The 19,819-nt window shown below is 42.7% G+C and carries 19 protein-coding genes; 14 read left to right on the forward strand and 5 right to left on the reverse strand.

From position 1 onward, the window contains the following. The first annotated feature begins 103 nt into the window (after window positions 1–103). From aroF to GLO7428_RS06540, 10 genes are all read left to right on the forward strand, one after another. On the forward strand, window positions 104–1,189 hold the full coding sequence (aroF, locus tag GLO7428_RS06495) for a 3-deoxy-7-phosphoheptulonate synthase (protein ID WP_015187769.1): 1,086 nt from the start codon (window positions 104–106) through the stop codon (window positions 1,187–1,189). A gap of 34 nt (window positions 1,190–1,223) precedes the next feature. Beyond that, window positions 1,224–2,903, forward strand: coding sequence for a histidine ammonia-lyase (hutH, locus tag GLO7428_RS06500; protein ID WP_015187770.1), 1,680 nt, complete (start codon window positions 1,224–1,226; stop codon window positions 2,901–2,903). Between the two features lie 12 nt (window positions 2,904–2,915). Beyond that, entirely contained in the window at window positions 2,916–4,553 is a 1,638-nt protein-coding gene (locus tag GLO7428_RS06505; RefSeq protein ID WP_015187771.1) for a class I adenylate-forming enzyme family protein, read from the forward strand. Between the two features lie 138 nt (window positions 4,554–4,691). Continuing rightward, window positions 4,692–5,885 carry an alpha/beta fold hydrolase gene (locus GLO7428_RS06510; RefSeq protein WP_015187772.1) on the forward strand — a complete coding sequence of 398 codons (1,194 nt, stop codon included), beginning with the start codon at window positions 4,692–4,694 and terminating at the stop codon, window positions 5,883–5,885. A 166-nt stretch (window positions 5,886–6,051) separates the two neighbouring features. Then, the gene (locus GLO7428_RS25910) at window positions 6,052–6,729 is read left to right on the forward strand and encodes a GAF domain-containing protein (protein ID WP_051038403.1); all 678 of its coding nucleotides are present in this window, start codon (window positions 6,052–6,054) and stop codon (window positions 6,727–6,729) included. A gap of 106 nt (window positions 6,730–6,835) precedes the next feature. Next, entirely contained in the window at window positions 6,836–7,801 is a 966-nt protein-coding gene (locus GLO7428_RS06520; RefSeq protein ID WP_015187774.1) for an SGNH/GDSL hydrolase family protein, read from the forward strand. Between the two features lie 58 nt (window positions 7,802–7,859). Beyond that, window positions 7,860–8,831 (forward strand): glycosyltransferase family 2 protein, encoded by a 972-nt coding sequence (locus tag GLO7428_RS06525; protein WP_041918961.1) that lies wholly within the window; start codon window positions 7,860–7,862, stop codon window positions 8,829–8,831. An 86-nt stretch (window positions 8,832–8,917) separates the two neighbouring features. Then, complete coding sequence (gene rfbC, locus GLO7428_RS06530) at window positions 8,918–9,469, forward strand: dTDP-4-dehydrorhamnose 3,5-epimerase (RefSeq protein WP_015187776.1); 552 nt, start codon at window positions 8,918–8,920, stop codon at window positions 9,467–9,469. 367 nt (window positions 9,470–9,836) lie between these two features. Then, window positions 9,837–10,550 carry a sugar transferase gene (locus GLO7428_RS06535; protein ID WP_015187777.1) on the forward strand — a complete coding sequence of 238 codons (714 nt, stop codon included), beginning with the start codon at window positions 9,837–9,839 and terminating at the stop codon, window positions 10,548–10,550. Window positions 10,551–10,959: 409 nt separating this feature from the next. Then, the gene (locus GLO7428_RS06540; protein WP_015187778.1) at window positions 10,960–11,832 is read left to right on the forward strand and encodes a glycosyltransferase; all 873 of its coding nucleotides are present in this window, start codon (window positions 10,960–10,962) and stop codon (window positions 11,830–11,832) included. 130 nt (window positions 11,833–11,962) lie between these two features. Here GLO7428_RS06540 and GLO7428_RS06545 read toward each other — a convergent pair whose 3' ends face one another. Continuing rightward, the gene (locus GLO7428_RS06545; RefSeq protein ID WP_196797468.1) at window positions 11,963–12,778 is read right to left on the reverse strand and encodes a nuclear transport factor 2 family protein; all 816 of its coding nucleotides are present in this window, start codon (window positions 12,776–12,778) and stop codon (window positions 11,963–11,965) included. Window positions 12,779–12,917: 139 nt separating this feature from the next. On the opposite strand from GLO7428_RS06545, the gene murG reads away from it, so the two are divergent. Both murG and GLO7428_RS06555 read left to right on the forward strand, forming a co-directional pair. Next, window positions 12,918–13,982 carry an undecaprenyldiphospho-muramoylpentapeptide beta-N-acetylglucosaminyltransferase gene (murG, locus tag GLO7428_RS06550; RefSeq protein ID WP_015187780.1) on the forward strand — a complete coding sequence of 355 codons (1,065 nt, stop codon included), beginning with the start codon at window positions 12,918–12,920 and terminating at the stop codon, window positions 13,980–13,982. A 73-nt stretch (window positions 13,983–14,055) separates the two neighbouring features. After that, on the forward strand, window positions 14,056–14,664 hold the full coding sequence (locus GLO7428_RS06555; RefSeq protein ID WP_015187781.1) for a Uma2 family endonuclease: 609 nt from the start codon (window positions 14,056–14,058) through the stop codon (window positions 14,662–14,664). A gap of 17 nt (window positions 14,665–14,681) precedes the next feature. Here GLO7428_RS06555 and GLO7428_RS06560 read toward each other — a convergent pair whose 3' ends face one another. Further along, window positions 14,682–15,941 carry a sulfotransferase gene (locus GLO7428_RS06560; protein WP_015187782.1) on the reverse strand — a complete coding sequence of 420 codons (1,260 nt, stop codon included), beginning with the start codon at window positions 15,939–15,941 and terminating at the stop codon, window positions 14,682–14,684. Window positions 15,942–16,080: 139 nt separating this feature from the next. Here GLO7428_RS06560 and GLO7428_RS06565 point away from each other — a divergent pair, with 139 nt between their 5' ends. Further along, on the forward strand, window positions 16,081–16,305 hold the full coding sequence (locus GLO7428_RS06565; protein WP_015187783.1) for a DUF6737 family protein: 225 nt from the start codon (window positions 16,081–16,083) through the stop codon (window positions 16,303–16,305). A gap of 47 nt (window positions 16,306–16,352) precedes the next feature. Here GLO7428_RS06565 and GLO7428_RS06570 read toward each other — a convergent pair whose 3' ends face one another. Then, complete coding sequence (locus GLO7428_RS06570) at window positions 16,353–17,414, reverse strand: hemolysin family protein (RefSeq protein ID WP_015187784.1); 1,062 nt, start codon at window positions 17,412–17,414, stop codon at window positions 16,353–16,355. Between the two features lie 58 nt (window positions 17,415–17,472). Next, window positions 17,473–18,045 (reverse strand): thioredoxin family protein, encoded by a 573-nt coding sequence (locus GLO7428_RS06575; protein WP_015187785.1) that lies wholly within the window; start codon window positions 18,043–18,045, stop codon window positions 17,473–17,475. Window positions 18,046–18,163: 118 nt separating this feature from the next. On the opposite strand from GLO7428_RS06575, the gene GLO7428_RS06580 reads away from it, so the two are divergent. After that, entirely contained in the window at window positions 18,164–18,568 is a 405-nt protein-coding gene (locus GLO7428_RS06580) for an NIL domain-containing protein (protein ID WP_041918534.1), read from the forward strand. A 37-nt stretch (window positions 18,569–18,605) separates the two neighbouring features. Here GLO7428_RS06580 and GLO7428_RS06585 read toward each other — a convergent pair whose 3' ends face one another. After that, the gene (locus tag GLO7428_RS06585) at window positions 18,606–19,811 is read right to left on the reverse strand and encodes a cysteine desulfurase family protein (protein ID WP_231295556.1); all 1,206 of its coding nucleotides are present in this window, start codon (window positions 19,809–19,811) and stop codon (window positions 18,606–18,608) included. Between the last annotated feature and the right edge of the window lie 8 nt (window positions 19,812–19,819).

A 19,819-nucleotide genomic window follows, 5' to 3' on the forward strand; every position in this document is an offset into this window, starting at 1 on the left:
CACGCCTATAACATTTGCGGGCTGTCTGTTTAAAAGCAGTACAGTCCGCTTTTTGCTGACAATTTTTAAGCCAAAAGAACCCTTTCGCGGAGAAATTCCATTAATGATTGTAGTTTTGAAAGCAGGTACGCCAAAGGAAGAAATAGAGCGAATTTGTCAAGAAATACATAAGCAGAATGCGATCGCAGAAAAGAGTATTGGTCAGCATAAAGTTGTCATCGGTATCCTCGGAGATACAGCAGCGCTTAATGTAGAACACATTCAACAAATTAGTCCTTTTATCGAACAAGTTGTTCGAGTCAACAAACCCTATAAACGCGCAAGTCAAGAATTTCGTCATGGACCAAGTACCGTAGTTGTCTCGACACCGAATGGCGATGTTGCTTTTGGACAAGAACATCCGATTGTCGTTGTCGCGGGACCTTGTTCGGTCGAAAACGAGCAAATGATCGTTGAAACTGCGCAACAAGTCAAAGCCGCTGGTGCGAAATTTTTGCGTGGAGGGGCTTACAAACCACGCACATCACCTTATGCGTTTCAAGGACACGGTGAAAGTGCCTTAGGGTTACTTGTACAAGCGCGGGAAGCTTCGGGTTTAGGCATTATTACTGAAGTTATGGATACCGCTGATATTGAGAAAGTTGCCGCAGTTGCTGATGTGTTGCAAATCGGCGCGCGAAATATGCAGAACTTCTCGTTACTTAAAAAAATTGGTGCTACAGGTAAGCCAATTTTGTTGAAACGCGGTATTTCAGCAACGGTAGAAGAGTGGCTCATGGCTGCTGAGTACATTTTGGCAGCAGGAAACCCGAATGTGATTCTTTGCGAGCGCGGAATTCGCAGCTTTGACCGGCAGTATGCCCGCAACACGCTTGATTTAGCCGTCGTACCCGTGTTGCGATCGCTCACGCACCTGCCAATTATGGTAGACCCCAGTCACGGTACTGGCAAAGCCGAATATGTGCCACCGATGTGTTTAGCAGCGATCGCGGCGGGAGCAGATTCACTTATGGTCGAAGTTCATCCTAACCCAGCTAAGGCACTCTCCGATGGTCCGCAGTCGCTCACACCAGCAAAATTTGAGCATTTGATGCACGATATCGCGGTTGTCGGTAAAACCTTTAGTCGCTGGGTGCAACCACCAACGCCTCATCAACAGTCATTTATGCCTGCTTTTGCCAGCGTGTAAACTTCATTGTCTTAAAAACCTTTCAAGGAACTACATGAATACAGCAGTACAAACACAAGCGTCTACAAACTTAAACGCAGATACGATTTTATTAGGCGATCGCAACCTCACAATTGATGAAGTTGTGAGTGTGGCACGTCATGGTGCCAAAGTAAACATCAGTACAGCAGACAACGTTGCACAACGTATTCAAGCATCATGTGACTATATCGCTGAAGCCGTCGCCACAGGTAGACCAATCTACGGTGTCACAAGTGGTTTTGGTGGAATGGCAAACGTGGTCATTTCGCGCGAGTATGCAGACCTTTTACAACATAACCTCGTGTGGTATCACAAAGTCGGTGCTGGACGAAAGTTGCCACTGACCGATGTCCGCGCCGCAATGCTGTTGCGTGTGAATTCACACTTGCATGGTGCTTCAGGAATCCGCCGCGAGATCGTCCAGCGAATGGAAATGTTTCTCAATGCTAGGGTGACACCGCACGTTCCTGAATACGGTTCAATTGGTGCTAGTGGCGATTTGACACCGCTATCGTACATTACAGGTGCTTTGATTGGTTTAGACGATCGCTACAAGGTTGACTTTGATGGCGAAGAAATCGATGCAATTACTGCGCTAGAACGATTGGGATTACCGCAGTTGCAACTCCAAGCCAAAGAAGGGTTAGCCATGATGAATGGCACCTCGGTGATGACCGGAATTGCGGCGAACTGTGTTTACGACACGCGGCTACTGATGGCGCTGACAATGGGCGCGCACGCACTTATTTTGCAAGGGTTGAACGGGACAAATCAATCATTCCATCCCTTCATTCACAAACTGAAACCGCATCCAGGGCAAAAATGGGCAGCATCGACAATGCTCGATTTGCTCGCCGGTTCGCGCTTGATTCGTGAAGAGTTAGACGGTACGCACGAGTATCGCGGTCAAGCCCCAATTCAGGATCGTTACTCTTTACGGTGTTTAGCCCAATACATGGGACCAATTGTTGATGGTGTATCGCAAGTTGCGCAGCAAGTCGAAATCGAAATGAACTCGGCGACAGATAACCCACTCATTGATGTTGAAAACCAAGCCAGCTATCACGGTGGTAATTTCTTGGGACAGTACATCGGTATGGGGATGGATCACCTGCGGTACTACATCGGGATGATGGCAAAACACCTTGATGTGCAAATTGCCTATCTCGTTGCACCTGAGTTTAACAACGGATTACCTGCATCTTTAGTTGGTAACAAAGAACGCATTGTGAATATGGGGCTAAAGGGATTGCAAATAACCGGCAACTCGATTATGCCGTTGTTAAGCTTCTACGGAAATTCGATCGCGGATCGCTATCCTACCCACGCCGAACAATACAACCAAAATATCAATAGCCAAGGATTTGCTGCTGCGAATTTAACGCGCAACGCGGTTGAGATCTTTCAGCAGTATATGGCGATCGCACTCATGTTTGGCGTCCAAGCGGTTGACTTAAGAACGTATGCGTATGCAGGACATTACGACGCGAGTGAGTGTTTATCACCGACAACACGACGTTTGTATCAAGCTGTGCGTGAAGTCGTCGGACAGCCTTCGTCTGCCACTCGCCCGTACATCTGGGACGATCGCGAACAACCCTTAGACGAACACATCGCCAAAATTGCCGCTGATATCGCGGCGGAAGGTGTCATTGTCGCAGCAGTAAAAGATCTCTTGACTAGCTTGAAGTAAGGACTCGTAGTGATGAATATTGCCCAACACGTCGAACGCGGTCATCATTTATTTCCTGATAAGATTGCGCTGATCTTTGAAGAAAGATCTTACACCTACAAAGATCTTGATTTACTAGCGAACCGCGTCGCTAATGGATTACGCGATCGCAACATTCATCGCGGCGATCGCATTGCCTTATTTTTGCCGAATATTCCCGAATTCATCATTGCCTACTTAGGCATAGTCAAGATCGGTGCGGTTGCGGTATCGCTTAATGCCATGCTCAAAAGCACCGAAGTTAGCTTTATTCTCAACGATTCTGGTGCGAAAGCCGTTGTCACCACCGCCGAACTTGTGGAGAATGTCCCCACAGCTGATTTACCTGAGTTGAAGCATATCTTAATTGCCGAAGGCGAAAGTGATAAGGGAATTAGCTTAGCGGAAATGATGGCAAGTGCTTCACCCCAAGCCAAAGCGATTGAAATGGATCGCCATGCACCTGTTGCGATCGTCTATACTTCAGGCACGACAGGCTTTCCTAAAGGTGCGACGCTATCTCACGGCAATGTTATTTCTAACAGCTACTCACAAAACCGCTGTTGCGGGATGAGTGCTGAAGATCGCATCTTACTATACCTACCTCTATTCCACTGCTTCGGTCAAAATGCCGTCCTCAACGCTGGGCTAAACGCTTGCGCGACAATCGTTCTTCATCGTCATTTCGACTTAGAGAAAATTCTCAACTCGGTCGCTACTGAGAAAATCACGATGTTCTTTAGCGTACCGACAGTCTATATCCTACTCCTCAACATGGGGACGTTAAAGTATGACATGAGTTCGATTCGCTACTACTTCTCAGCTGCTGCACCACTTCCTGTAGAAGTTGCCCAACGCTGGTTTGACAAGTATGGACTAGAAATTCATCAAGGCTACGGATTAACTGAAACCTCGCCGTGTGCTAGCTACAATAATGACTTTAAATACAAAGTCGGGTCAATTGGCACGCCGATTGAAAACGTCGAGATGAAAATCGTGCATGCGGATGGCAAAGATGCCTTACCAGGAGAACCAGGCGAAATTGCAATTCGCGGACCAAACGTCATGCTGGGATACTGGAACCGCCCGTTTGAAACCGCAGAAGTGATCAAAAATGGTTGGTTCTACACCGGTGATATCGGTCAAATTGATGAAGATGGCTACTTCTACATTGTGGATCGTTCCAAAGACATGATCAATGTCGCAGGATTCAAGGTCTATCCAACTGAAGTAGAAAACGTCATTTATCAACACCCAGCAGTTGCCGAAGTTGCGGTTTATGGCGTTCCCAACTTGGAAACGACGGAAATCGTCAAAGCCAATATTGTCCTCAAACCAGACCAAACTGTTAGCGAAAAACAAATGATTGCTTTTTGTTCGGAACGTATGGCAGCGTATAAAGTACCTAAAGCAATTAAGTTTGTTGATTCGATTCCTAAAAACCCTACAGGAAAAGTCTTAAAACGCGTTCTGCGCGACGAGGCTGCTAGCGAAGTCTTGGTTAAACCAAGCCGCTTTCCTGCAAAGCCTACGGTTGCAACTACAGCACCAGTAGCAACACCAGCCACTACTAATAATTCCAATAAAGGTGTCTTGAAAGCTTTAGGTAACTTGTTTAAAAATCGAAATTAGCTCGAACAGAACCAACGTAGCGAAGCAAAAAAAAGATTAGCTGTTAACAATTAGCTAAACATTACAGATGAACTTAAGGTGTGAACGAGCTTTTGGCTCTTAGCAATTCATTGACTTTACGCAAATTGAAGAGAAATCATGAAATCTTTAGAAGAAATGAGTGTCTCCCAAGCAGAACAAAACTCGACGCTAGAGCCAAATACCTCAGAAGGAGAAGTGTATATTGCGCCCCGCAACTCTATTGAACTCCAACTTGCCCAAATGTGGGAGCAAGTGTTGGAAATTCAGCCGATTAGCATTATAGACAACTATTTTGATCTAGGAGGAGATTCTCTACGGGCGCTGCGCCTATTCGATCTGATTGAGCAAACATTTGGCAAAAAGTTATCTTTAGCAACTTTAATCCAAGCACCAACACTCGAACAACTCGCTCAAGTCATTGGTCAAGAAACTGAATCTGTACGTTTTACCTCACTAGTGCCAATTCAGCCGAGTGGTTCTAAACCACCTCTATTTTGTATGCATGGAAATGGTGCTCATGTTCTTGCTTTCCAGGATCTAGCCCAATATCTAGGTGCCGATCAACCATTTTATGGATTGCAAGCACGTGGAGTAGATGGAGTGACAACTCCTTTAAACCGAATTGAAGACATGGCAGCTGCCTATATCGAAGAAATTCGCGCAGTTCAACCCGAAGGGCCGTATTACTTAGCTGGCTTCTCTTCTGGAGGAGTAGTGGCGTTTGAGATGGCGCGCCAGTTACACGCTAAGGGTGAAAAAGTCGCATTTGTAGGCTTACTCGATACTTTTGTTCCAGGTTGTTTCAAAAAAGTGACTGTACCAGAGTGGTTCTCGCGCCAATGGCGTAACTTCTGGCGTTTCGGGTTGAAACACCCAGTAAAAATGGCTTATCGCAGTCTTCAAAGAAAATGGTACTTTGTCTACTGGAATATTTATCTTTTACTAGCAGGCTCTCTACCTTATTTTTGGCATAGAAAATACGTAGGATACAGTATCAGAAAAGCAATGCGCACCTATAAATTCCAACCTTATGCAGGTAAGTTAACGCTGTTTCGTGCCACCGAAGTGCCAGGAAAAGGGTGGTATTACTACCCCTCAGGAATGCCGACGCCTGATGATTGGTATACCAAAGATCCTGAATATGGTTGGGGTAGCCTTGCCGAAGGAGGATTGGAAACTCACGATCTTCCTGGTAATCACTCAACAATTCTCAAAGAACCGTATATTCAAGTTTTAAGTAATACATTGGAGGCTTGCTTGGAAAAAGCACGCGCTGAGGCTACTCGCGCTGAGTTGAATCAAATTGCATAATGTATGCCTGTTGGGGAGTATTACAAGGCTTTAGATGTGACAGAGAATTAACATAGAAAGCGATCGCCTAATTTGCCACTAGATTCTCTCTGCTTTCATAAAGATTATGAACTCGCATAAAAACATCACTAGTAATTGCCACCTCCCCACTTCTCTCAGCACAGCCTTGAGTGATCTAGAGACGACGGTAACGCAGATCCAAGCAGAGGTAACAGAAATAGCGGACTTGTTACCGCAGCCTTTGGATGAAAACTCTGTACCCCTGCCTTCTCTACTGCAAAATCTGCTTTATCCACTGCTTGATTGTCTTCGCCAAGTTCTCCAAGTCGATACGGTAGCAGTATTACTCTGTTCGGCAGACAAACAATATTTAACTGTAAACGCAGCTTGTGGGTTGGAAGAAGAAATCACCGCAGGAATTCAAATTCCTATCGGATACGGCTTTGCAGGTAATATTGCTGCCAAGCGCGAGTTAACAATCGTTGATGATTTATCCCAAGTAGACGTTTTCAGCCCGATTCTACGTCACAAAGGACTTCAGTCGATGTTAGGTTTACCATTACTAGCCAACAATAAAGTTGTGGGAGTTTTTCACGTAGGGACGTTTCAGTCGCGCCAATTTCGTGTAGATGAAGTGCAGATCCTCAAGTCTGTTGCTGCTCGTATTGGAATAGTCAGCGATCGCATATTGGCATTACACGTATCAAGTCAAGAAAACTCGAAAATAAAAGTACTGCAACAACAACGTCATCAACTTATTAACTTTCAAAATTGCTTGGAAGCAGCAAAAGAGTTTCTTGTATATCTCATGGAGTTGTCTAACTTAGAATACTCGCTCGTGTGAAGTTTCAAAGATAAACACAGCTTTATGTTGTTATGCATAGCAGGATAGTCGTACTAAACATACGGCTCTCCACTTATTTTTGAGTATTTGACACTACTCACCATATATGAGCAGACAAATCTTACGTCGATTGATTCAACATACTGTTTTTACAAAAGTCATCTTTCTATTGTATTACAGTCATGTAATCAAAGTTACTATTATTACTCTCTCAATTAAGAATAAGCTAACAAAAAATCAGGATAACTTTAGTCGTTATTTTTTAACCCCAGTCAAAGTTAATATTTCTACTAATCATAGTAAGCCTAATTTCAGTGGTGATGTACTAGCTACTAAGGATGCGATCGCTAATTTGGAAGAAAATTGTGCGTTTATTCCTGAATACAACTCACCATTAAAAATTATGCTTTTGGGTGACTCTATTACCCACGGAGTCAAAGGAACAGATGACAGAGATAGTGGTGGCTACCGCCCAGAACTATGGCAAAAGTTTATTGCTGATGGATTACCAGTTAAGTTTGTTGGCTCAAGAGCCAGTGGACCTGAAAACCTTGGAGATAAAACGCATGAAGGTCATCCAGGCTGGACAATAAGGCAGATTACTGCGTCGATTGATAACTGGCTGAATGTCGCCCAACCCGACTTGATTCTATTGATGCTCGGTACTAATGATACGAGTAGAAGTTCGCTCAGAACAATGATTGAAAATTTTAGTAATCTACTCGATAAAATTACTGCACGTTGTCCTAACGCCCAGCTGCTTGTTGCTTCAATTCCACCTATTCATCCTACAGCCAAACCAGCCATTCGCAGTTTACGCGGAATGTATTTTAATGCGGCAATTCCTAGTATTATTACCTCTAAAATCGCCCAAGGTAAAAACTTGCACTTTGTAGACATGAGAAGCTTGAGCATTCAAGACTTAACATCATCACTATCTCTTGATTTAGATAGAGGACTACATCCTAATACTCAAGGCTATCATAAAATCGCTAATTTTTGGCACGATGCTGTACTAAAAGCTCTTAGCGATCGCCAAGCTTACTTAGCTTTTTCGCGTTCTCGTCACTGACTTATTAACCTTGATATTTCTATATTTTATGCAATTAAATATTCATGAATCTTCAGCGATGAAAGAACAAAGTAATCGCCCCCTCGTTAGCGTTGGTTTACCTGTTTATAACGGTGGAGATTTACTGGAAAAAGCCTTAAATTCACTTTTGGCACAAACTTATTCAAACTTTGAAATAATTATTTCAGACAACGCATCAACAGACAAAACGCGAACAGTTTGTGAAACTTATGCAACTAAAGATTCGCGAATTAAATACTATCGCAATGAAAAAAATATCGGAGGACATAATAACTTCAACCGTGTCTTTGAGTTAGCAACAGGTAAGTATTTTAAATGGGCTGCACATGACGATTTATGTGCGCCTAACTTTATAGAAAAATGTGTCAATATTCTAGAAACAAATCCATCAGTTGTTTTATGTTATCCTAAAGCTAAACTTATTAATGAATTTGAAGAAGTTTTACCAAACAATTGTGACGAGAATCCGTTACTGACGCACTCATCAAAACCTCATGTACGGTTCCGCAATCTTATTATTGACTCTTTTGCTAAACCGCATCGCTGCTTACAACTATTTGGAGTAATACGCCGAGATATTTTGACAAAGACTCCTTTATTGGGAAATTATCCAGGTGCAGATAAAGTTTTACTAGTCAAAATGGCGCTTCTTGGGCAATATTACGAAGTTTCTGAATACCTATTTTTTAATCGTAACCATGCACAACGTGCGAGTAAAGCGCTATCAAATCCTTATTTACGCGCTACCTGGCTTGACCCAACACTTAAAGCGGGAAAACTCGTATTTCCTCAAGGAAGAGTCTTTTTAGGATATATCAATTCTATCAACACAGCTTCTTTAAGCTTACAACAGCAAATCCGTTGCTATCTGCATTTGTGTAATTGGTTGTTGAAATACAAAAATGCACTTCTCAAAGAATTAATTAAAGCAGCAATATGGCCTATTTACTTCTCGATACAACGTAGAAGAATTGTTAAATCGAATCCCGAAAATGTTCCTTCTAGCTAACTTAATAACTGGTAGTTGGTAATTGATAACACGCGATTATCTATTACTAATTATCAACAAACCAAAGATTTCTATTGGAGAAAAGCATGAGATTTATTGAAACCTCACTCAAAGGCGCATACATCATTGATTTAGAAGAAAAACCTGACCATCGTGGCTTCTTTGCCCGCACCTATTGCGCTGAAGAATTCGCCGCGCATGGACTCAAAGCCACCGTCGCCCAATGCAACTTATCGTTTAACCACTACAAAGGAACACTGCGCGGAATGCACTATCAAGTCGCACCTGCGTGTGAAACGAAACTTGTGCGTTGTATCGCTGGGGCAATTTATGACGTGATTGTCGATATGCGCCCCGACTCACCGACGTATTTGCAACATATCGGTGTCGAGTTAACTGCGCAAAATCGTCGCGCGTTGTATGTCCCAGAGATGTTTGCGCACGGATATCAAGCACTCACGGATGGTGCAGAAGTTGTTTATCAGGTGGGCGAGTTTTACACTCCTGGGTATGAGCGCGGGTTGCGTTATGATGACCCTGTTTTAGCGATTGATTGGCCGTTACCTGTCAGTGAGATTTCTGCCAAAGATGCTTCTTGGGCTTTGTTGGATTCTTTGCTTGTGGGTAGCTATGCTTAAGTCTAGGCTCAGGTTCTTGCAAATAATCAGGGACGACTATTATCTATTAATGTTTACCTAAATCGTGCCAGAAGTAGGCAGATGCTTCTGCGTCATATTCTTGAAGGATACTCATCGCTCCTATCTCCTTTCTCACAAGAGGCTCATTGAATTTAGCTAGATAGATAAAAGCCACTATGGCATTAGTGGCTCAAATTCACAGTATAAGGTGTGAAAACAGAGATTTTTGTAGGTTAGATGACCCACGAGCCTTGCCACTGACTAGCTCTAACCCTACCTAGACTAGCCTGCAATAGGCAAGCATATTAAGCATTGAGAATACCTGTAGTGCATTTTAACATTGACCGTGCATTTTTTGGAGATAGGTATGTCCTCCCCAAATTTTATTCCTAGTCCCACATCTGAAGTAAGTGTAAGCTCTTTGTATCAAGAGCCAATTCTGCGAGTGCGATCGTGGCACTACACACTGCAATGTCTTAGTAAAAGAATTCTTGATTTTCTTGGTGCTGGATTAGGAGTACTGCTTTTAAGTCCACTTTTACTCGCGATCGCCTTACTTATTCGCTTAGATTCTCCTGGACCAATTTTCTTTCGTCAGCATCGGATAGGACGAAATGGCAAAGCTTTTGTTATTTGGAAGTTTCGCACCATGGAGGTGAATGCAGAGGAACGACTCAAAGAACTTGAGCAACTAAACGAGTCAGAAGGTGGTGTCTTATTTAAAATGAAAGAAGACCCGCGTGTCACTCGTGTAGGTAAATTCCTGCGCCGGACAAGTTTAGATGAACTACCACAACTATTTAATGTGTTACAAGGTAGCATGAGCTTAGTAGGTCCTCGCCCTTTGCAGCTAAGAGACTACTACCTTGCGATCAAAGACTATAACGAAGATATGTCGCAAAGAGCAACAATGTTGCCTGGTGTAACAGGATTGTGGCAAGTCAGTGGACGTAGTGAAGTCACTTTTAACGATATGCTCCAAATGGATCTGTTCTATCAAGAAAACTGGACTTTCTGGTTAGACTTACGTATCCTCTGGCAAACAGTTTTAGTTGTTCTATTGCGTAAGGGAGCTTATTAATTCACTTAAATTAGTGTTGAATTTGCTGAAAGATAGAAACAATGGAGTTAATAAATAGCTAGCAAATTTAAAGTTGCTCAAAACTCAAACTTAGGTGTGGGGTAGACAACTTGCCTGCCCATTGGTTTTACCAAGAAAGCTATCTCACATTTAACTAATTTGACCTAATTGCAAACAATCAAATCATCATGAAAAGGAGAATAGTTTATGTTTATCTAGTTAAACGACACACAACTTCACTTACAGTATCATACACTGACCAAGCTACACAAGTGTTTTTAGTTTCTATACAGTTTTTAGTAAAAAACAAAAACTTACGAGTCTACTTCAAAGATAAAAACACGTCAGTCTTTTAAACATCAGGGTATATTAGCCATGAAAAACAGCATAAAAGGAAAGGCAAAACACTATGGAGAAGGAGCGAGTTAGGGTTTTCATCGGTTCAGGAGAAGCGAGCCTCTTAGAAAGAAAAACTTTGATTTACTCTTTACGCAAGCATTCTCAAAGAGAACTAGATATCTATGTATTAAATGGTACGCATAACTCTATTACATTAAATGATGGCGAACCTTTTTTGGCTCCAATGCCCTTAAAGATTAAGTATCGTAATGCAACTGAGTTTAGCCTTTATAGATTTATAATTCCTGAGGTCTGTAATTATCAGGGAAAAGCAATTTATGTAGACTCTGATATAGTCTCCTTGACTGATATAGGTCAGCTATTTGATACTCCCATGAATAGTTGTGATTTCTTAGCGAAAAAAGGAGCACAAAAAGGATATCGTGGTAGCAATTTTTGGGGTCTCAGCGTCATGTTAATTGATTGTGAGAAATCTCAATTTAATTTGGAAACAATTTTCAATGAGATTGACCAAAAGTTGTATACTCAAACCGATTTCATGGTGATGAACCAAACCTTTCTTACCCACCATCCATATACTATTGGAGAGCTAGATCCTGGTTGGAATATGCTTGATAGTTGGGATAAAAATACTAAGCTTATTCACTATACAGGACTTTTCAGTCAACCTTGGAAATATCCAAATCATCCTTATGGCGACATATGGTTTAAGTACTTCAATGAAGCGATCGCATCTGATTATATCACCAAGGAAGATATCTCTATAAGCTTACATCGAGCTTATGTGAGAAAAGACTTGTTAAAGGGAAATTATTCGTTATTGGGACGTGAGCAGAATTATATCAAACAATTCGTGCGATCGCTCAAGCCATCAAAAAAGAAGAAAGAGATAGAATCTAGCATGAAAGCTACATCAGTCTAGTTATTTTACAAATTTATAAGAATGCGTTGTAGTGATCTGACATAATACTAATGCTACAACGCTTTTCTTTCATATGTTATGCTACTCATTATTGCTAGATGCAATAGAGATTCAACTTTTAGCAGAAGCTTTATTTTGGCTGTTGTGTTCTTGCTGAGTGAGTATTACTTGCAGTATTTCCGCCAATAACTTGCAGGCGTTGAGTAACCATTGTCATTCCATCACCCCGAACAACGATCGCAGAAATCCAACGATTATTTCCAGCAGCTGGCGCGCGACCTTGTTTAAAAATACCGCCAGCAGAAAGTAATTCCAAATCAACGGGTACAGGATTTAAATAGCTTCCTGGCTTTATTGGTTCCTCAATGACTGCGCCTAAGAGATAATCATCACCAAGCGGTTCTTGGACGATCGCATCAAAGTTAAACAGTTGTCCGGCTTTGACTTGTTGCGGCAATCTTACCTCGATTGTCGGTGGCTTCGCACCAGCCCTTAACAAGCTGCGTTCCCATAGAATATCTTGGCGAACAATTCTGTCATTTTCAACTCGCTGTCGCGATCGAATCGTTGCATTGAACAGTAAATTGCGATTGTCCTGCACCTGACTACCGCTAATATTTGTAATTGTCTCAGCAACGATCGCGCGTCCCTCTGGCTTCCAAGATTCAACGCGTGTTGTATATCTCAGTTGCGGGTAGCGTTGCCAAAGTTGCGTTAATGACTGCGCCATAGTTTGGCGTGTTAAGCCGTCAGTATGGGTGAAATTAGTTCCATAGTATTGCATTACGGCTTGAGGATTATGCGCGTTAGCAGCTGCATCAATGCGTGCTAGTAAGTTTGTCAGCGCGGGAGGCGCGGCGGGTGTTGTTTGCGCTTGAGTGCGGTGCGATTGTAGCACTAAACCTAAAGTGATTAAGAAAAGTGCTAGCCAATTGCTCGTTGACAACTTATTTTTTTGAAAAATCATGTGGAGGCGGCTTAAAAAAAGCATAAAGTTACGCATCGGTGATAGCTTGATATTTGATTACTATAAAACAGTTAATTGTTTCATCTTAAGCTAACCTGGGCGTTGACTTGGTAACTCAATGGCAACAAAATTATTAATTGCGGCGAGTGGTACTGGCGGACATCTGTTTCCAGCGATCGCGCTAGCTGAACAACTACCAGATTATGAAATTGAGTGGTTGGGCGTTCCCGACCGCTTAGAAACGCAGTTAGTTCCCGCACAATATCCACTTCATAAAATTTCGGTTGCAGGATTTCAAGAGCGCTTGGGTTTCAGTACGCTACGCAATCTGAGTAAAATTGCGACTTCTGTTTTTCAAGTACGCCAGCTATTGCAACAAGGCGCATTTCAAGGTGTCTTCACAACTGGCGGTTACATCGCCGCCCCTGCTGTGCTTGCGGCGCGATCGCTCGGAATTCCGGCGATTCTCCACGAATCTAACGCGATTCCTGGAAAAGTTACGCGCTTTTTTAGCTCGTTTTGTACGGCGGTCGCGCTGGGATTTGAACCCGCAGCCCAGTACTTACCACGAATTAACACAATTTATACAGGGACACCCGTGCGATCGCAGTTTTTAAGTGCAAAAGAACAATTACCGCCGCTCGATCTTCCCATTCCCGAGGATGCTTTTCTCGTTGTTGTTGTCGGTGGTAGCCAAGGTGCGGTTGCAGTTAATCAAATTATCCGCCAATGCGCGCCTGCATGGTTTGACGCTGGCGTGTGGATTGTACATTTGACAGGAAACAACGATCCTGATGTCGCAAGTCTGCAACATCCGCAGTATTTTCCGTTACCTTTTTATGACAATATGGCAAGTTTGCTGCACAGAGCAAATTTAGCGATCGGGCGATCGGGGGCTGGTACTGTCACCGAGTTAGCAATGACTTGCAAACCCGCTATTTTTATTCCCTTCCCTGCTGCTGCGGAAGACCATCAATTCTACAATGCCCAAGTTTTAGCTGCATCCGGTGCGGCGATCGTATTTCGCCAACAAGAATTAACTCCTGAAGTGTTGCAATCTCAAGTATTAGAGTTGTTAAAATCACCCGCTGACTTACAGAAAATGGCTGCTGCTGCGGAAAAAATAGCAGTTCCTGACAGTGCTGAACGATTGGCAAAGTTAGTGCGCGAGTTAGTACATTAGTATTATTGCAAGCGAAGCGTTAAAATGTGGAATAACAATTCGACGCAGCACTGACAAACTTTGCTAGAAAATTATGCAAACAGCACAGCGATACTACACTCCAGAAGAATACTTGAAGTTAGAGGAGGCTGCTGAATACAAAAGTGAATATCTTGATGGGCAAATAGTTCCAATGGCAGGCGGTTCAACAAATCATAATCGAATTGCAGGTAATCTATATGCTGCGCTAAATTTTGCTTTTAGACAGCAAAACTACGAAGTTTTTATCACAGATGTGCGGTTGTGGATACCCGACAAGCGGTTTTACACCTATCCAGATGTCATGGTGACAGCGGGAGAACCCGAATATTACAATAACCGTACAGACACAATTACTAATCCGCAAGTTATTATCGAAGTCTTATCAGAATCGACTCAAGGTTACGATCGCGAAGAAAAATTTCGTGCTTACCGGACGATCGCATCTTTTCAGGAATACTTACTCATCGATCAGAACTCAATTCACATCGATCGCTTTTCGCAAACAGGAAAAAAACGTTGGGAACTGCGCGAGTACGATCAAGAAGATGAAGCCCTCACTTTAACAACAGTCCCTTTTGAGATTTCCCTCCTCGATTTATACAATAAAGTTAAGTTTGAACCTGCGGATGCGCAACACAACAGTGCAGATTCTGAAACATAAAGTGCGATCGCTGCAATTTACTCGCGCTTAACATTGAATCTTTCACAGTATTGCTCGAATTGAGCGTTTACCCTTTCAGGATCTAGCCCAAACTGATCTAAAGAGTACCGATGCACTCCATGCTTATGCTGAGGGTTTCGCGCCAGCCAAGTTTGAATATTTTCTGCCATTTGTGGATTAAAATCATAATTAAAGTATGCATAGATCTGGCGTACTGTCCCAATCGGATCTTGCACAAGGTTGTGGTAGTCTACATCATAGAAGCGCGAAGGCGCTTGAGAATCGCGGACTTGCATCTCGCGTTTTAAAGCTTTAGCTATGCGATCGCACCAGTAGTTTCCTAAAGTTTTTGGCTCGATGCGATCGCTATAAATTCCGCGCACAATCGCCGTTAAACTGCATATTGAAGGAAGTACTTTCAGCGGGTCGCGGTGCGTCTGCACGATGCAAGCATCAGGAAAAACTTTAATCAATGTATCTAAATAAAATATATGCGCTGGTGCTTTGAATACCCAATGACTATCTGGCGGATAGCGCCATGCTAAAAGTTGCAACTGCTGGCGATAAAATTGATACGCTTTGAGCATATCATAAGTTTCCATCCACGTGACATAACTCTCCACATTTGCCCGAATCTCAAAAATTAAGCTAGTAAATTCATGCTCAAACAAAGGATTACATTCTTCAGGTCCATGAGGATTTAAGTTGTGTGCTGTCGCCAGTTGCGGTGCTAAAGCATTATATCGTTGAACGAGTTTTTCCACCTTTTGAATTCGCGGATCGCTATGACGATTGTGATATTCAGGTGGTGGTGAAGGGCTTGCCATTTCCCACAAATGTAACCAGCGACTTTTAGGATCTTGCGCTAACAAATTATGAAGTAACGTAGTTCCAGTTCTGGGCATTCCTAGAATAAATAATGGTCGCGCGATCGCTACTTGTCGTATTTCAGGATAACATTTGATATCTTCTTGAATACGCAACCGATTGATCAGCAGTTGAATACACAACTTGCGCATAAAATAGCGCCCAAATAAGGTAAGTTCAGCATCTTCTTCTAAAGATTTGAGTAGCATCTGTAGTGGAAGCCGAAAACTTTCATCTCCCCAGTCAGCTAATCCAGTTTTCCGAGTTGCAGCAGTCAACAGTGATTCTTCTGCAAGGTTAACTAACGAAATTTTATTCTGTTTTAGCGTTTCTCCTGCCCAGTTTACTCCGCGCAACCACAAAGGACGATGGGGTTTTTCAAATGTCAAGTTGTGTAAAGTGTCTGTCATAGAAAGTTGTCAAGTTCCACTAGTTCACTTGTTACTACAAAAGATTTTTGCGAAAATCCTTATAAATCGCTCTTAATTGCATATAAAGTTTTGCATCAAAATGATATAACTATGCAAGAGTCCTGTTGCGATCGCTGCAATGTCCGAGCAAAAGCCTGCTAGTGTCTGGAACTATAAACCTTGGTGGTGTCAGCCTTGGTCAATCTTACTGACTGGAGTGACACTCATCAGCGGTAGTTGGATTCTATTTCAAACTCTTTGGTTAACGATCCTCGTCGCTATTCCTGTACTAACGTGGATGGGATTTTTCCTATTAATTTATCCAAGAATAGGAGTATATAACGATCTCTTAGATAAGCCATAATAGTAACTTAAAAGCGCTTTAAAAGTTTTGATTATCAACAAGTGAAATTAAAGTTTGTTCTTCGTAGATTTATTCCCAAAAAACCTGAACTGTAACATTCGTTCGCGTTTTTTTCGGGCAGTTTCTTGAAGATCGATAATACGATCCGTTTCATCTACAATCTCTCCAGTTAGCACTTCTAGCACATCTTCTAAAGTTACAACTCCCGCAACATTACCGTACTCATCAACAACAACTGCTAAATGTTCGCGCGCTTCTAGGAAGTTTTTAAGCAATTTATCTGCTCTAATCGTCTCAGGAACAAAGCGGACTTTACGCGTGAGACTCGAAATTTTTTGGTCATTATTTCCTTCAACCATTGCTGCTAGCAACTTTTGTTTAAGCGCAAATCCTAAAACTTGATCGATAGATTCTCCTACTACAATAATCCGCGTATGTTGTGAAGCAATAATTTCTCTTTTGCACTCTCCTAATGTGAGATCGCCCGATAAATATGTGACAATGGTTCGCGGGGTCATTAAATCCGCAGCCGTGAGGTCATTCAACCGAAAGACGCGCTGAATCATTTCAGCTTCATCGTCTTCAATAATGCCTTCTTGATAGCCAATATTGGCTAATAATTTAATTTCCGCTTCATTGGTAGTTGGTCTTCTTTTACCCTTAGTAAAAGGCTGTGTTGCTTTTTCAACAATCCAAACTAAAGGTTTTAATAAAAAAGTAAGCCCTCTAACAGGTACTGCTGCAAGTAAAGAGATTGGTTCAGCGTATCTTTCCCCAACAGTTTTAGGAACAATTTCACCAAAAATAATAATCAGAAACGTGAGAATTGCCGAAAAAATTCCTAACCAAGCGTCTCCTAAAACATTGGTTGCCACACTACCGATGACAATGCTCCCAACGATGTTGAATATATTATTGAGAATGACAATTGTTGCAATCGGACGACTAATTTTCTCTTTAATCGACAGTAGTGCGATCGCTGAAGGAATATTACTCTGTGCTAACTGACGCACCCGAATTGTCGATATCGATAGTAGCGCAGTTTCTACACCAGAGCAAAATGCTGAACCGGTAAGAATGACAAGGACAATGATAGCCAGAGTTAGCATATTATTTGATTTGTCGCAGACAAACTAGAAATTTGCCTGCAATAGTATTGGAAATATTCTAATTGACGACTTGACTACTGTGCAGTCGCGGATCGTCTGCATTATCCGCAGGTGCGACAGGTGCAGTAAACTTAGAAACTTGACCGCTGCTACGTTGGGCGTAAGGTAGCGGTGACTCAGCAACTAAAGCATCTAAATTCGTTGCCATAACCATACGAGGTTGTTCGCCAATGCTTTGCGCGATCGCTTCGCCTTCTTTGTTCAAAAACACAAAATGCGGAATGCCATCAACGCGATATGTTAAAATCTCCGGCAACCACTTGCTGTTATCGACATTCAGCATCACAAAGTTAACCGATTCGCCATACTCCTGCTTGAGTTGTGCCATATCTGGTGCCATTGCTTGACAGCTAGTACACCAGTTCGCATAAAATTCGATTAGCGAGGGTTTACCGTTACTTAGCGCTACTTCTAGCGGTACTGACTCTTCGTCAAGGTGTGTCAACGAAACCGCACTTGTTTGATTTCTCAAGCCTAAAACTAAGGCGACACTCAGCGCGATCGCCACTAAGACAATCAAAAAATTTCTAACGCGCTTTCCAGTATTCGCTTCTGGTGAACTCACACTCATAAGACTTTGCTTAAAACTTGTTCAGCCATAATAATTTCAGTGTAACCGAAGCCGCGAAAACCTCTAGTCTTTCCTCGCATCGCTACACTAGAGTGAATGACACCATAAATTTGAAGTCGTGAAAAAGCGAGTTACGCTGACCTTTCCCAAACGCGCGGTACAAATGCCCGTTACTTATCGCTTGGCAAAAGATTTTAACGTGGCAGCAAATATTATCCGCGCCCAAGTAGCCCCAAATCAAGTTGGTAAACTCGTTGTTGAACTATCCGGCGATATCGATCAGCTTGATGCGGCGATTGAATGGATGCGATCGCTGCATATTAATGTCTCGCAAAGTATCGCAGAAATTGTCATCGATCAAGATAGCTGCGTTGATTGTGGCTTGTGTACGGGTGTTTGTCCCACAGAAGCCTTAACGCTCGACCCCCAAACGTATCGTCTCACATTTACGCGATCGCGCTGCATTGTCTGCGAACAGTGTATCCCTACTTGTCCTGTGGAAGCTATTTCAATAAATCTGTAACTCAGCAGTGCAGTTAAGTCAAGTCATACTTCGAGTTTTAAGCGAGCGTAGCTTCACGCGTTTGGTTGACAGCTTGTGAGATAATGTTTGCTGCCTGGTAAGCTTCTTGCTCAGTTGTAAATTTACCAAGACCAATGCGTAACGCTCCATCAATTAGATTATTTGGTAAACCTAATGCTTGCAAGACATGCGAAGGTGTTTCTACTCCAGAAGAACAAGCAGCACCAGTAGAAATAGCTAAGCGCGATCGCACTCTAGCAATGATTGCACTATTGGGAACATCGGGGATAGAAATGTGGAGACTTCCTGCGAGACGAGAATTCGGATCGCCGTTAATAACTAAGCCTGGAATATTGTTGAGCAATAGCTGCTGGAGTCTGTTTCGCAAGGATGCGATCGCTTTTTCATCTGCTTCCATCTCTCGTTGTCGCAGGCGACAAGCTTCCCCTAATCCAACAATACCAGGAACGTTGAGAGTTCCAGATCTCACACCCCTTTGATGACCGCCACCAAAGAAAATTGGCTGTAGATGGTATCCTTTCCTGATAACTAACGCCCCAGAACCTTTAGGACCATAGAGTTTATGCGCTGAAATTGCCATGTAAGTGATTCCCCACTCTGCAAATTTTAACGGGATTTTTCCTACAGCTTGGGAGGCATCGCAGAGGAAGGGAATGTCATAGTTTCGGGCAATCTGTCCGATTTCTTGAATGGGGTAAATATTACCCACTTCGTTGTTGGCTGCCATAACACATAACAGGGAAATGCCGCTAGCACAGATTTGCTTAAGATATTCAAGGTCAAGCCTACCTTTCGAGTCAACACGGAGGCTGACGATATCAGCCGATTCCTTTTTGGCTAGGGCATCACAGGTATCTAAAACAGCCTTGTGTTCGACTGGCGATACCGCAATGCGGGGCTTAGTTTTAGCACTTGCATCGGGAGATATGCTGCCCTGAATTGCTAAGTTAATACTTTCAGTTGCCCCTGAGGTAAAAACAACTTCTTTAGGTGATGCTCCCACTAATTCAGCAATGTAAATACCTGCTTTTGCAATGGCTGATAAAGCTTCATCACCGTAGGTGTGGTCAAGACTGCTGGCGTTGCCAAATGCTGTTGTCATGTAGTGCAACATCTGGTTTGCCACCCTTGGATCGACTGGGGTAGTTGAGTGGTAATCGAGGTAAATAGAAGACGTTTGGCTCTGCAATTCAGCACTCATGTGAAACAGTTGATTATTCAATCAAGCTT

The sequence above is a fragment of the Gloeocapsa sp. PCC 7428 genome, assembly GCF_000317555.1.
In the GTDB taxonomy this organism is placed as follows: domain Bacteria; phylum Cyanobacteriota; class Cyanobacteriia; order Cyanobacteriales; family Chroococcidiopsidaceae; genus Chroogloeocystis.